At 67.4% G+C, this 13,127-nt stretch carries 14 protein-coding genes and 1 pseudogene; 9 read left to right on the top strand and 6 right to left on the bottom strand.

Translation table 11 applies throughout. The features are described 5' to 3' along the window. Positions 1–21: 21 nt before the first annotated feature. A complete protein-coding gene (locus tag ACPCXD_RS16505; RefSeq protein ID WP_423660340.1) occupies positions 22–900 on the bottom strand; it encodes a LysR family transcriptional regulator in 879 nt (292 codons plus the stop codon). 76 nt (positions 901–976) lie between these two features. Between ACPCXD_RS16505 and ACPCXD_RS16500 the strand changes: the two genes are divergently transcribed. The 4 genes and pseudogenes from ACPCXD_RS16500 to ACPCXD_RS16485 all read left to right on the top strand — a co-directional run. Next, complete coding sequence (locus ACPCXD_RS16500) at positions 977–2,200, top strand: MFS transporter (RefSeq protein ID WP_229567488.1); 1,224 nt, start codon at positions 977–979, stop codon at positions 2,198–2,200. A 77-nt stretch (positions 2,201–2,277) separates the two neighbouring features. Further along, positions 2,278–3,633 carry a TrkH family potassium uptake protein gene (locus ACPCXD_RS16495; RefSeq protein WP_145692778.1) on the top strand — a complete coding sequence of 452 codons (1,356 nt, stop codon included), beginning with the start codon at positions 2,278–2,280 and terminating at the stop codon, positions 3,631–3,633. Then, positions 3,626–4,291 carry a potassium channel family protein gene (locus ACPCXD_RS16490; protein WP_016693884.1) on the top strand — a complete coding sequence of 222 codons (666 nt, stop codon included), beginning with the start codon at positions 3,626–3,628 and terminating at the stop codon, positions 4,289–4,291. The genes ACPCXD_RS16495 and ACPCXD_RS16490 overlap by 8 nt, the downstream gene beginning before the upstream one ends. 70 nt (positions 4,292–4,361) lie before the next feature. Further along, positions 4,362–4,580: pseudogene (locus ACPCXD_RS16485) on the top strand (FAD-dependent oxidoreductase); the annotation flags it as partial. 150 nt (positions 4,581–4,730) lie between these two features. Here ACPCXD_RS16485 and ACPCXD_RS16480 read toward each other — a convergent pair. The 3 genes from ACPCXD_RS16480 to ACPCXD_RS22930 all read right to left on the bottom strand — a co-directional run bounded on the left by ACPCXD_RS16480 (position 4,731) and on the right by ACPCXD_RS22930 (position 6,930). Beyond that, a complete protein-coding gene (locus ACPCXD_RS16480; RefSeq protein ID WP_145692706.1) occupies positions 4,731–5,393 on the bottom strand; it encodes a pentapeptide repeat-containing protein in 663 nt (220 codons plus the stop codon). Between the two features lie 112 nt (positions 5,394–5,505). Beyond that, entirely contained in the window at positions 5,506–6,057 is a 552-nt protein-coding gene (locus tag ACPCXD_RS16475) for a CGNR zinc finger domain-containing protein (protein WP_016693882.1), read from the bottom strand. A gap of 276 nt (positions 6,058–6,333) precedes the next feature. Next, positions 6,334–6,930, bottom strand: coding sequence for a phosphatase domain-containing protein (locus ACPCXD_RS22930; protein WP_455769573.1), 597 nt, complete (start codon positions 6,928–6,930; stop codon positions 6,334–6,336). Positions 6,931–6,951: 21 nt separating this feature from the next. Between ACPCXD_RS22930 and ACPCXD_RS16465 the strand changes: the two genes are divergently transcribed. Together ACPCXD_RS16465 and ACPCXD_RS16460 are read left to right on the top strand one after the other, a co-directional pair. Next, positions 6,952–7,440 carry a VOC family protein gene (locus ACPCXD_RS16465; protein ID WP_423660338.1) on the top strand — a complete coding sequence of 163 codons (489 nt, stop codon included), beginning with the start codon at positions 6,952–6,954 and terminating at the stop codon, positions 7,438–7,440. A 33-nt stretch (positions 7,441–7,473) separates the two neighbouring features. Next, positions 7,474–8,808 carry an MFS transporter gene (locus ACPCXD_RS16460; RefSeq protein ID WP_088896645.1) on the top strand — a complete coding sequence of 445 codons (1,335 nt, stop codon included), beginning with the start codon at positions 7,474–7,476 and terminating at the stop codon, positions 8,806–8,808. A 25-nt stretch (positions 8,809–8,833) separates the two neighbouring features. On the opposite strand, the gene ACPCXD_RS16455 is transcribed toward ACPCXD_RS16460, so the two are convergent. Beyond that, positions 8,834–10,360, bottom strand: a complete 1,527-nt coding sequence (locus tag ACPCXD_RS16455; RefSeq protein WP_160874877.1) for an AMP-binding protein — start codon at positions 10,358–10,360, stop codon at positions 8,834–8,836. 789 nt (positions 10,361–11,149) lie between these two features. Between ACPCXD_RS16455 and ACPCXD_RS16450 the strand changes: the two genes are divergently transcribed. The 3 genes from ACPCXD_RS16450 (at position 11,150) to ACPCXD_RS16440 (ending at position 12,689) form a co-directional block, all read left to right on the top strand. After that, complete coding sequence (locus tag ACPCXD_RS16450; protein WP_229567498.1) at positions 11,150–11,413, top strand: hypothetical protein; 264 nt, start codon at positions 11,150–11,152, stop codon at positions 11,411–11,413. 77 nt (positions 11,414–11,490) lie between these two features. After that, the gene (locus ACPCXD_RS16445; protein WP_160874875.1) at positions 11,491–12,099 is read left to right on the top strand and encodes a ClpP family protease; all 609 of its coding nucleotides are present in this window, start codon (positions 11,491–11,493) and stop codon (positions 12,097–12,099) included. Then, positions 12,096–12,689 carry a ClpP family protease gene (locus tag ACPCXD_RS16440; protein WP_160874873.1) on the top strand — a complete coding sequence of 198 codons (594 nt, stop codon included), beginning with the start codon at positions 12,096–12,098 and terminating at the stop codon, positions 12,687–12,689. The genes ACPCXD_RS16445 and ACPCXD_RS16440 overlap by 4 nt, the downstream gene beginning before the upstream one ends. A 36-nt stretch (positions 12,690–12,725) precedes the next feature. On the opposite strand, the gene ACPCXD_RS16435 is transcribed toward ACPCXD_RS16440, so the two are convergent. Further along, positions 12,726–13,103, bottom strand: a complete 378-nt coding sequence (locus ACPCXD_RS16435; RefSeq protein ID WP_423660335.1) for a helix-turn-helix domain-containing protein — start codon at positions 13,101–13,103, stop codon at positions 12,726–12,728. Positions 13,104–13,127: the final 24 nt, after the last annotated feature.

Here is a 13,127-nt window from a genome sequence, read left to right as displayed (position 1 = left end):
AACACCCGTTCGGCACGGGGGTCACACGATCGGCTCGGCGAGCAGGTCGAGGAAGAGTCTCGCGGCCCTGTTGTGGGACGCGGTGGCGCGTCCGACGAGTGCGAGGGTGCGGCAACGGTTTCCGGTGTTCATGCGAATCCGTCGAAGCCCGCTGCGCTGCGCGATCGGTTCGGGCACGACCGCCACGCCGAGGCCGTAGCGGACCAGTTCGAGGAGACGGTCCATGTCGCCGACCCGGAACGTGATGTGTCGTCGCACTCCCGCGGCCGCGAACAGCGACTCGATCGTGGTCTGCAGACCGGTGCCCGCCTGGAAGTCGACGAACGAACAGGACTGCAGGGCGTGTATGTCGATTTCCGTTACAGCTGCGAGCGGATGATCCGGAGCCGCGACGACGGTCAGTTCCTCACGGTAGGTCCGGAGCGCAGTCAGCCCCGACGGGAGCGGGCGTGCATCGAGCGCGACGAACGCCAGGTCCAGCTCCGCTGTGGTCACGGCATCGAAGAGTTCGTCCGTGGTCGCTTCCCTCAGCGTCACTCCGATTCCCGGAAGCCTGCCGTGCAGGCGAGCCAGCAGTGCGGGGAGGTCCACCACGGTGAACGTCTGCACCGTCCCCAGCGTCAATGTGCCCAGTTCTCCGGTCCGCAACCGTCCGACAGCGGCCACCGCATCCTGCGCCTCCCCGAGCATTCTCTGCGCATAGGGATAGAGCACCTTGCCGGCATCGGTCGGGACCACCGAGCGGGTCGTGCGTTCGAACAGCGGTGTTCCCAGCTCGTTCTCCAACGCGCGGACGGAGGCGCTGAGGGCCGATTGGGACAGGTGCACGGATTCGGCGGCACGGGTGAAGTGGCCGTGCTCGACGACCGCCAGGAAATGGCGGAGCTGACGAAATTCCATTGATCGATTCTACTTCTGGATCCGATTGATTTATCCCGTTGGACAGATCAATGGGTGGCATTCGAGGATCGGATTCATGTCACGTACCGATACCTCGACGCCTCGCATGGATCGCCGACTCGTCGCGGTGATGGCCCTTGCATCGGGATTGGTGGTGGCCAACAGCTATTACGCGCAGCCGCTGGTCGGCGCCATCGCCGACACCTTCGACGCCTCCACTGCCGAGGTCGGGCTCGTGGTCACGGCCGGACAGATCGGGTACGCGCTGGGCCTGGCGTTCCTCGTTCCTGTCGGGGACATGGTCGAACGACGGACACTTCTGCGCTGGATGCTCTTCGCCACCGCTGCCGGCCTGCTGATCATGGCATGGTCACCGGACTGGCGGATTCTGGCGGCGTGTGCCGTCCTGGTCGGTACGGGATCGGTCGTGGGCCAGGTGCTGGTGCCTTTCGCGGCGAGTCTCGCCCGCGACGACGAACGTGGACGTGTCATCGGCAACGTGATGACCGGTCTGTTGCTGGGCATCCTGCTGTCCCGCGTAGTGGCAGGACTGATTGCCGAGGTGGCAGGCTGGCGAGCGGTATTCGTATGCGCAGCGGCGCTGATGCTGCTCACTGTGCTGTTGATCCGCACCCTGCCGGAGTCGGTCCCCACCACCGATGCCGGGTACCGTGCGGTGCTGGCCTCGGTGATCCGATTGGTGTCCGCCGAAGCCGTTCTGCGGCAACGAATTGCGTACGGTGCACTGACGTACGCGTCGTTCGGGGTGTTCTGGACGAGTGTGGGATTCCTCCTCGCCGGACCGGGATACGGATGGTCCGATGCGCGCATCGGGATGTTCACCCTCTACGGGGTCGCGGGTGCGTTGGCCGCCCGTGTGGCGGGTGCTCTCGCCGACCGGGGATATGCGCGTCGTCAGACCGGCTTCTTCGTCGCCGTCACCGCGGTGAGTTTCCTCCTGCTCGCCGTCGGGGAGCGTCACGTCGTCGCTCTGGCGATCGGGGTCGCGCTGCTGGATCTGGGGATACAGGGAACACACATCAGCAACCAGAGCCTGATCTACCCGCTTCGGTCCGATGCGCGGAGCCGGCTCAACACCGCCTATATGACCTGCTACTTCCTCGCAGGATCGCTCGGAAGTGTGCTGTCCACCCTCGTGTACTTCGGTGGAGGGTGGAAGGCGGTGTGCGTGCTGGGCGCAGTCTTCCCCGCATGCGGGGTGTGCCTCTGGATTCGGGAGATGCGGGGTGTGAGACGCGCGCGGGAGTGCCTTCGCGTCGAGCGATGTGGGAACGCCTGACGCGGTAGCGGTCCCCCGGTATTCCGGGTTCGCGGCCGACGGGTCTAGGGTTCGGCGATGTGAGTAGTCGCACCGATGTGGTGTCCGCGCCGATCCGGCGGCTCGCGGCCCGGCTGACGCACAGCCCCGCCCGGGTGGTGGCGCTGGGCTTCGCCGCGGCGATCGTGGTGGGCACGGTCGTACTGCTGACACCGGCCGCGACGCAGTCCGGAGTCGGCGCAGGGATGATGGCGGCGCTGTTCACTGCGACTTCCGCGATGTGCCTGACCGGCCTGATCATCGTGGACACACCCACCTACTGGTCCGGATTCGGTCAAGGGGTGATCGTGGGGCTGATCCAGGTGGGTGGGTTCGGCATCATGACGATGGCCTCGTTGATCGGCTTGGTGCTGGCCGATCGGATCGGCCTGAAGGCCCGTCTCAACGCTGCGGCAGAGGTCCGTACGTCCGGACTCGGCGACGTCCGCAGCGTCGTCATCGGTGTTGTGCGTACCAGCGTGCTCATCGAAATCGCCGTGGCGTCGGCCCTGGCGATCCGCTTCGCGGTCGGCTACGACGAGACCCCGGTCCGCGCGGTGTGGTTGGGGGTCTTCCACGCGATCTCGGCGTTCAACAACGCCGGGTTCGCGCTCTACAGCGACAACATCGTCGGGTTCGCCGACGATCCGTGGATCTGTGTGCCGTTGATGGCTGCGGTGATCCTCGGCGGCATCGGGTTTCCGGTGCTGTTCGAGCTCGGCCGGCACCTGCGAGGACACCGAACGCGCTGGACGCTGCATACCCGGTTGACGATCGTTGTCACTGCGGTGCTTCTGGTGGTCGGCCCGCTGCTGGTCCTGCTTCTCGAGTGGAATCACACCCTACGTGGCCACGACTGGGGTGCGAAGCTGCTCGTGGCCACATTCCAGGGCGTCATGCCGCGCACAGCGGGGTTCAACAGCGTCGACTACGCCCAGGTGGACAATGCGACATTGCTGGTGACCGATGTGCTGATGTTCATCGGAGGTGGAAGCGGCGGCACCGCCGGCGGTATCAAGGTCACCACATTCGCCCTGCTGTTGTTCGTCATCGCCGCCGAGGTACGGGGCGAGAAGTCCGTGACGGTGTTCGACCGGCGCATAGATCCACGTCTCCAACGCCAGGCCCTGGCGGTGGCACTGATCGGCGTGGCGCTGGTGATGGTGCCGACCCTCGTGCTTCTCGCCGGTACCGCGTTCGACCTCGACGTACTGCTGTTCGAGGTCACCTCGGCGTTCGCGACCGTAGGGCTGTCCACTGGAATCACCGCTCAGTTGCCGGCCTGGGGGCAATTGATTCTGGTGGTGTTGATGTACCTGGGCAGGATCGGACCTGTCACGCTGGTCAGCGCGTTGGCGGCACGCGACCGTGGTCGTCGCTACGAACTACCCACAGAAAGGCCCTTCATTGGCTAGGAAACCAGCCGCCGACGTCGTCGTCGTCCTCGGACTCGGGCGGTTCGGCAAGTCTCTTGCCCTCGAGTTGATGGCTCAGGGCACCGAGGTGCTCGGTATCGATGCGAGCGAAGCGGTGATCGAGAAGGTGTCCGGTCGGCTCACCCACGCCGCCGTAGCCGACACCACCGATGAGGAATCACTTCGACAATTGTCGGTACACGAATACGACCGGGCCGTCGTCGGTATCGGGTCCGATCTCGAGGCGAGCCTCCTCACCGCCTCGGCATTGATCAACATGGCGGTACCGAATGTGTGGGCCAAGGCGATCAGCAACGCGCACGCCCGGATCCTCACCCAGATCGGTGTGCATCATGTCGTGCGACCCGAGCACGACATGGGTAAACGCGTTGCGCACCTGGTGCGTGGGCGGATGATGGACTACATCGAGTTCGACGACGGCTTCGCCATGGTCAAGACCGTCGCACCGGCATTCGCTGTGGGAAAGCCCTTGTCGCAGACGACGATACGAAGTCGATACGGCGTGACGGTGGTGGCGATCAAACGGCCGGGGGAGGGATTCACCTACGCCGCGGCCGACACCGTGATCTCTCCCGGCGACACGATCATCGTCTCCGGGCAGGCGCGCGAGACCGAACGCTTCGCCGAATTGGCCTGACGCCGAACCGTGCGATGGGAAAGGAAGGGCGGCCGCAGCACCGCTGCGTGTTGGTGTGACGGCGGGCAGCATGTATTACCGCTACGATGTGGTGATCGTCGGCGCCGGCATCTCCGGTCTCGGTGCCGCCGTCCAGTTGCTCCGACACGGGATCGACAACTTCGTCGTTCTCGAGAAGGCGGACGCCGTCGCGGGAACCTGGCGCGACAACACCTGTCCCGGCTGTACGTGCGATGTGCCGTCGGCGCTCTATTCCTGTTCGTTCGCGGAGATGCAGGGATGGAACCGCTTCGTGCCGTGCAGGATTCCTTCAACGAGCGAGTGCTGGCCGTGATCGACGGACCGGATGTTGCGGGAGTTGTCGTCGTTCGACGTCGCGTCGTTCGACGTCGCGTCGGGCCCATCCGAACGGGTCTGACCCGTCGAGTGGTCGGTGAGATCAATCCTCCACTCGCAGACCGAGATGGGCGGCGAACTGCCCTGCCAGGGCTACGGCCTGGTGGGCGTCGATGGTCGCGCCCTTCATCCCGCCCATGTTGCGGATCGTGTCGATCCGCAGGCCGCGCAGATCCACCTGGTCGAGGGTTGCGCGGTCGACGTCGAGGACGCCGACGGAACAGTCCTCGAAGGCGACGCGGGTGAACGTGCCGCCTCCCAGATCCAGTTCGTCGAGGATGCAGCCGCGGAAGAGCACGTCGCGTCCCGTGGCGGCCCGCAGATTGACCAGGCCGAGTTTCGAATCCGCGATCGTGACGCTGCGCAGATCCGCGTCGAAGAGGTCCAGCGCACCGATCCGGCTGTCCCGGATGTGCACGCGGTGCAGGCCGCTGCGCGGCGCGAACAGATTCGGTGCCTGCATGCGCTCGACCAGAGTGTCGCGCAGGCGTGCGCTCGTGAGGTCGCTGTCGGCGACGATCGGTGCGACGAGCGAACATTCGGACAGGATGATCCCGGCCAGATCACGACCCGTCAGGTCGGTGTCGGTGTAGCGGCTGTTCTCGAAGATTCCGTGCGCGAGCAACTCGTCGCCGTCCGCGTCGGTGAGGACGCCGAGGTCCGGGGCGTCGATCCTCGGCGGGTGGGTGGTGGAACGAGCAGCCATGGTTCTCGGGGCCTCCGGATCGGTGGGGTGTCTGCGGTCCAGCTTCCCAACCCGTCGGGTTCGGGGGAACGTGGGGGACAGGCCCGTTCCCGATTGCGATGTGCTACTCGGGCTATGCGGGTCGACGCTGCTGGGCCGCTCGCGCTCGGTGCCGGCGCACTGCAGCGCGGTTCGCGCAGCGCACGGAGCAGTACTGCTGGCGGCCGTTGCGGGTGATGTCGACGACCACGGCCGAGCACGGGTTGGTCGGGATGTCCGCTGCGGCGCACCGGTGGAGGCGGTGCATTCCACGAGTGGTGAGGTGCAGTGCCGTGCCGACGCTGATCACCGCGCGCAGTACGTCGGGGAGCGGTTGGACCTCGTCGCGGTAGTGCAGGTGCCACCCCTCGCCGTCGTGATCGGTCAGCCGGGGATAGGCCGCTGCGGTGGCCATCTGCGCGTTGAGCAAGCGCGCACGTTCCCTGGGGTCGGACGCGTCGACGATGGCGAGCCAGTCGTCGATGACCTCACGGGTGCGTGGATGGTCGTCGGGCGCGGTCGGGAAGTCCATGGTCATGCCCACCTCGCGGGTACGGGCCATGATGCCGTCCCGATCGTCGGGCCAGTCGCCGGCCAGTGACGCCGCGAGGAGGACCGCATACTCGCCGTAAGGGTTGAGATGCATAAGGCCATTACATCATGGTGGTGGACATGACTGCTATCGAAGCTCGGAACCCACAGGAATGCCCGGTCCGGACCCCCGCTCACGAACACGCGTGGAGCGTGGAGTCGAGTCACGCCACGTCGATCGGACAGGTGCTGTACGTGCGCTGCGTCGGGTGCGGGGCCCGGCGCGTCGATCTCGGTGGGGCGCCGTTCGTTCCGCCGACCGCGCTGAGTACCGAAGTGTCCCCGAACGATTGAGTCACCGGGGCGAGAGCCGGGCGTGTGCAGATTCCCGTCAGAAATCGCCCTCGGCGACCTGGAAGCACACCAGTCCCATCCGTCGCCACATGCGCACCACCTGATCGCGATCGTCGAGCACCGCGATGATGCGATAGCGGTGCCGGATGTGACGGTCGAACAGCTCGGCCTTGACGATCGAATCCTTCCGGTTGTCGCCGGCCGGACGCATGTACAGCTCGTCGTAGGGGATGTCGTGCCGGGCGAGCCACTCCTCGGTTTCCGGCCGGCACACGCCGTCGCGTCCCGAGAGCAGCACGATCGCCGCCCTGTCGGGTGCGGCGGCGAACGCTCGCACCGCGGCCTCGACCGCCGGGGAGACGGTGTCCTCGCCCACCCTGTGCCAGTGATACGGACTCCGGTCGCTCATGTGCGCGAGCGTTCCGTCGATGTCGACGAGCCAGGCCGCCGGGAGGGTCGGATCCTCGACGTACCGTGCCGGAGTTGCGGGCGCGTTTCCCGGCGGCCGGTGCCGCTGCCTTGGTCGTTCCCTGCGATCGCGTGTCTTCTTCGCCACGGACGTCGTATACCCACTCCTGCTCCGCGATGAGTATGCGAGCCGAGCGGGGTCTGCCTTCGTGACAGTGGAACACATTCGACGACACGAGGAGTCACGATGCCCAGGATCACCCCGTGGCTGTGGTTCGACATGAACGCCGAGGAGGCCGCGAACTTCTACATCGGCATCTTTCCCAACTCCAAGATCGGTGAGATCACCCATTACACCGAGGAGTCCACCGGAGGCGACGTCCCGGTTCCACCGGGGACCCCGATGACGGTCGAGTTCTTCCTCGACGGCCAGGTCTTCTACGGACTCAACGGAGGACCGCAGTTCCGGTTCTCCGAAGCGGTGTCCTTCCAGATCGACTGCGCCGACCAGGAGGAGGCCGACCACTACTGGTACGCGCTGACCGCCGACGGCGGCGAGGAATCCGCGTGCGGATGGTTGAAGGACAAGTACGGCCTGTCGTGGCAGGTGGTACCGAAACGGCTGAACGAACTGCTCGCCGACCCCGATCCGGAGGTCGCGAAGCGCGTGACCGCCGCGATGATGAAGATGCGCCGGATCGACGTGTCGGCGCTCGAGGCCGCCGCGCGCGGCTGATCGGCGCCCGAGCGCTGCGGTACGTTTCGGTGCATGACCACTCGCACCCAGCGGCTCGACGACCTGCCGTTCACCGGCAGACATCGCCGCCTGCTGACCGGCTCCGGCGTGGGCTGGGCCCTCGACGCCATGGACGTCGGGTTGATCTCGTTCGTCATGGCGGCCCTGGCGGTGCAGTGGGATCTGTCGTCGACGCAGCTCTCGTGGATCGGATCCATCGGCTTCGTCGGCATGGCGATCGGTGCGTCCCTCGGTGGTCTGCTCGCCGACCGCATCGGACGCCGGCAGGTCTTCGCCGCGACGCTGCTCGTCTACGGTCTCGCGACCGGTGCGGCGGCGCTGTCGACGTCGGTGGCGATGCTCATCGCCCTGCGGTTCGTCGTCGGACTCGGACTCGGTGCCGAACTGCCGGTCGCGTCGACGCTGGTCAGTGAATTCGCGCCCCGCAAGGTGCGAGGACGCGTGGTCGTCGCCCTCGAGGCGTTCTGGGCGGTCGGCTGGCTGCTGGCCGCTCTCATCGGCTATTTCGTCGTTCCCACCAGCGACAACGGATGGCGGTGGGCGCTCGCCGTCGGGCTCGTCCCGGCCGCCTACGCCCTCGTCGTGCGGTTCGGCCTACCCGAATCGGTGCGTTATCTCGAGAGTCGCGGTCGGCACGCGGAAGCCGAGGAGATCGTGCGCGACTACGAGCGCTCGGCGGGGGTCACCTCCGTTCCGGAGGACAGCGACGATACGGACGACAGCGAACAGTCCGTCGCAGAAGTCGAGCGTCCACCCCGCGGATCGGTGTGGGCGCCGAGCCTGCGCCGCCGCACCGCGGCGCTGTGGATCGTGTGGTTCGGGATCAACTTCTCGTACTACGGCGCGTTCATCTGGCTGCCGAGCCTGCTCGTCGCGCAGGGCTTCGACCTGGTCACCTCGTTCGGCTACACGTTGCTCATCACGCTCGCCCAGCTACCGGGCTACGGCGTCGCGGCGTGGCTGATCGAGGTGTGGGGACGCCGCCTGACGCTGGGGGTCTTCCTCGCCGGGTCGGCAGTCTCGGCAGGGTTGTTCGGGCTCGCCGAGACTCCGGGAACGATCGTCGCGGCGGGCATGGCGCTGTCGTTCTTCAACCTCGGAGCCTGGGGTGCGCTGTACGCGATCGGACCCGAGCTGTATCCCACGCCGGTGCGGGGCGCCGGCACCGGTTCGGCAGCGGCCTTCGGGCGGCTCGCGTCGATCATCGCGCCGCTGCTGGTGCCGGTGCTGCTGGGCGCCGGCGGCAACGGTCTCGTCTTCGGTGCGTTCGCGGCATCGTTCGTCGTCGCCGCGCTCGCGGCGTTCACGCTGCCCGAGCGGGCCGGGACGGTTCTCGACGAGAGGTGACGTCGGGAACCGCCCCGGCCGGTGCTCAGAGACGCTCGCGCAGTTCGACCTTGCGGATCTTGCCCGAGGCGGTCTTCGGCAGGGCGCCGAAGACGATGCTGTCGGGAACCTTGAAACCGGCGAGCTGCGAACGCACGTGCGCGCGCAGTTCCGCCTCGTCGGCGCTCGCGCCGCTGCGCAGTGCCACGTAGGCGACGGGACGTTCGCCCCACTTCTCGCTCGGCGCCGCGACGACGGCGGCCTCGAGAACGGCCGGGTGGCTGATGAGGGCCGCCTCGACCTCGACGGACGAGATGTTCTCGCCACCGGAGATGATGACGTCCTTCGCGCGGTCGCGGATCTCGATGTAGCCGTCCGGATGCATGACGCCGATGTCGCCGGTGCGGAACCAGCCGTCCGGCACGGCGCGGGCGGTCGCGTCCGGGTTGTTGTAGTAACCGAGCATCACATTGTTGCCGCGCAGCGCGATCTCACCGGTCGTCTCGCCGTCGGCGGGAACGTCGGAGCCCATCGGGTCGACGATGCGGAGTTCACCGGCCACGACGTTGCCCACGCCCTGCCGGGAGCGCAGCCGTGCCTTCTCGTCCTCGGGGAGGACGTCCCATTCCGAACGCCACTCGCAGATCGCCGCCGGGCCGTACGTCTCGGTGAGCCCGTACAGGTGGGTGATGTCGAGTCCGAGCGCGGTGCAGCGCTCGATGAGGGCGGGCGCCGGCGGTGCGCCACCGATCGCCGCGACGACACGGTGGTCGATGCCGCCCGCATTCGGGGCGTAGACCAGCGACGCGAGAACGGTCGGCGCACCGCACAGGTGCGTGACGTTCTCGGTGCGCACGAGATCCCAGATCCGCTCGGGGTCGACCTTGGGCAGGCACACGTGCGTGCCACCGGCTGCGGTGACGGCCCAGGTGAACGTCCAGCCGTTGCAGTGGAACATCGGCAGCGTCCACAGGTAGGTGGATCCGCTGTCGAGCCCGAAGTGCGCGACCATCGCCAGGGCCTGCAGGTAGGCGCCGCGCGCGTGGTACATCACGCCCTTCGGATCACCCGTCGTGCCGGACGTGTAGTTCAGGGCGATCATGGTGCGCTCGTCGGCGAGCGGCACGTACCGGTGGCGGGCGGCGGCGAGCTTGTCCTCGTAGTCGTCGCCGACGACCGTGATCGACGGCAGATCGGCCGTCGCCTCGCGTGCCAGATCGGCCAGCGACTCCTCGACGAGCAGGACCCGGCTGCCGGAGTGCTCGAGAATGAACCGCAGCTCCGGCGCGGTGAGGCGCGTGTTGAGCGAGACGAGCACGGCGCCCGCGTAGAGCACGCCGTAGTGCGCCTCGAGCATCAGCGAGGTGTTCGGCGCGAGTACTGCGACACGGTCGCCGGGTTCGACGCCGAGAGCGTGCAGCATGCCAGACTGTCGCAGGCACCGATCGCGCAATTCGGCGTAGGTGCGACGGACATCGCCGTCCACCATCGCGAGGTCGTCACGGAAGACCCGGGCGGAACGGTCGAGAAATGCCGTGGGCGTGAGTGTTTCGAAACTGAATTGCTCGGTCACGTCTGTCGGTGCTCCTTCGGATTACGTCGCGCGCGCACTCCCCATCGCGAACGATGATGCGCACACCTCCCCGTGTGCTGTGAGGGCATTGCTCATTCTTCCAAGAGCCGTTACCGATCTTGAACAGGGTCCATCCCTTCTCCGTACCGGCTGAACGCTCCGTCTGCCGTTGACCGGACCCGGAATCCGGCGTTCACTGAGAGACACCGTGCCCGTCCACGAGAGAAGGCGAGCGGTATGAGTGCTCGGCAGAACGAAGCCCGCCGAACCTCCCGTCCGGTGCGGCGGCCGGCCGCGACGCATGCGAGGACCGCGGGGACGGAGACCCCAGCCGAGCCTGCGCGGACGCGCAGCCGTCGACCGCGCGAGCCCGAGCCCACCGAGCGGCGTCGCACCCGCGAACCCGAGACCACCCCCCAGCGGCGCACCCGCGAGCCCGAACCCGCTGCACGGCGTCGGGACCGCGACCCCGGGACCGGCTCGCGGCGCACCTCGACCCGAACCTCATCCCGATCGACCACTCGGACATCGACCCGTTCGGCCACCACGCCCCGCTCTCGTGCGAAGCCGGCGCCTCCGAAGGAGAGACGACCGCGTCCGCCGGCGAACGACGCCCGGGCAGGGAAACCGACCCGCCCCGCACGTGAGCGGCCACGAACCGAGCAGGCACAGTCGGAACCCACATCGCTCCTCGAGAGGCTGAAGGATGCGCTGCGGACCGGTGTCCGTACCGCGCTCGGCGGGTTCCGGGGACTCGGGGCGGGACTGACCCGGAAGATCCGCGGATGGGTGGACTCGCTCCTCGGCGAGGTCACCAGCGGCGGCGTGGGACTGCAGGCGGTCCTCGCCGGCATCCGGGCCGCGCTGGAAGGCCGCAATCCGGCCCTCGCCGCACTGGGCGGGCTGATCTCCGGACTCAGCACCAAGGCGAAGATCGGACTGGCCGTCCTGATCGTGCTGGTGCTGCTGCTCGGACCGGTCCTGCTCGTGATCCTGTTGCTGGCCGTCCTCGTCGCGGCGGTGATCAGCGCCGTCCGATCCGCAGGGGACTGATCTGCCGGAACGACCGGTCCGTCTGCCGTGAGCAGACGAACCGCCGGTTCGCGCCCGTCCGGGGTCAGGCTGGCTGCATGACGACCACCGAACCACTCTCGTACCGGGACCAACTGGCCGACAGACTCTTCCGTCAGCGCATCCTGCGACTGACCGGGGAGGTGGACGACGAGATGGCCGAGCGCGTGTGCTCGGAACTCGTCCTGCTCGCCTCCGCCGACGACCGGCGCGACATCGTCCTACACATCAACTCACCGGGCGGATCGGTCTTCGCCGGCCTCGCCATCTACGACACGATGCAACTCGTTCCCAACGACATCGTCACCGTGGCAGCGGGATTCGCCGCCAGCATGGGGCAGGTCCTGCTCGCGGCGGGCACGAAGGGCAAACGCGCGAGCCTCGCCCACAGCCGGATCATGATGCACCAACCCTCGGCCGGATTCTCGGGGACGGCCGTCGACATCGCGATCCAGGCCGAGAATCTCGAATACATGAAACTGCAGTCGCAGCAGATCCTCTCGGACGCCACCGGACATTCGCTCGAGGAGATCGAACGCGACAGCGACCGCGACCGGTGGTTCACCGCCGAACAGGCACGCGAGTACGGCATCGTCGACACCGTCGTCGGCTCGCTCGCCGAACTGGCGCCGTTCGCCACGGGACGGCAGATGGGACTGGGACGATGAGCACCTACACGATCCCCAACGTCATCGAACGCACACCGGCGGGGGAGCGGTCGTTCGACGTCTTCAGCCGGTTGCTCAACGAACGCATCGTCTTCCTCGGTACCGAGATCGACGACGGGGTCGCCAACGTCATCATGGCGCAGATGTTGCATCTCGAGGCCGAATCCCCCGATCGGGAGATCGGCCTCTACATCAACTCACCCGGCGGATCGTCCACCGCGATGCTCGCGATCTACGACACCATGCAGTTCCTGCGCCCGAAGGTCGCGACCTACTGCATGGGACAGGCCGCGTCGGCGGCCGCCGTGCTGCTCGCGGCCGGAGCGCGCGGCCGTCGGCACGTGCTCGCTCATTCGCGGGTGCTGCTGCACCAGCCGTCGGCGCAGGGGCAGGGCACCATCTCCGATCTGGCCCTGCAGGCAGCGGAGGTGATGAGGGTGCGGGCCCAGACCGAGGAGATCCTGGCCGCGCACACCGGACGAGATATCGACCAACTGCGCCGCGACACCGACCGGGACCGAATCTTCTCACCGGCGGAGGCGGTCGCCTACGGCCTGGCCGATCACGTCATCGTCGACCGGGACGGATGACCCGTCACGTGGTCACACTGTGACGTAGTTGCACCGTCACGCGGCGCACAACTCGACGCCGGCGTGACCCGTGGTCCGGAGTGTGCGGTGCGCGGTCATCCGGCGGATCCCGCGCGCGAGCAGTTGCTCCATCGGAAGCTCCAGCGCATCGCACACGGACCGCAGCATCTCGGAGGAGGCCTCCTTGCGTCCACGTTCGACCTCCGACAGATACTGCTTCGACATCCCCACCGTGCGGGCGACGTCCTCGAGGCTGCGGTCCTGATCGCGACGCTCGTCGCGCAGGATCTCGCCGTAGATCTGGCGGAGCAGCCGGGGCTCGGTGCTGTCGGCTCCCCGCGCGGGAGTCCGTGCCGACTTCGCGGCGGTGGCGAAATCGATCACGCGACCCTGCTCCGGCTCCATGCCGACCATTGTGCCGTCGATCCGGCGGCATCG

This window comes from Rhodococcus sp. AB351 (assembly GCF_049538275.1).
Taxonomy (GTDB): domain Bacteria; phylum Actinomycetota; class Actinomycetes; order Mycobacteriales; family Mycobacteriaceae; genus Rhodococcus.
This window is presented reverse-complemented; position numbering and strand designations above follow the sequence as displayed.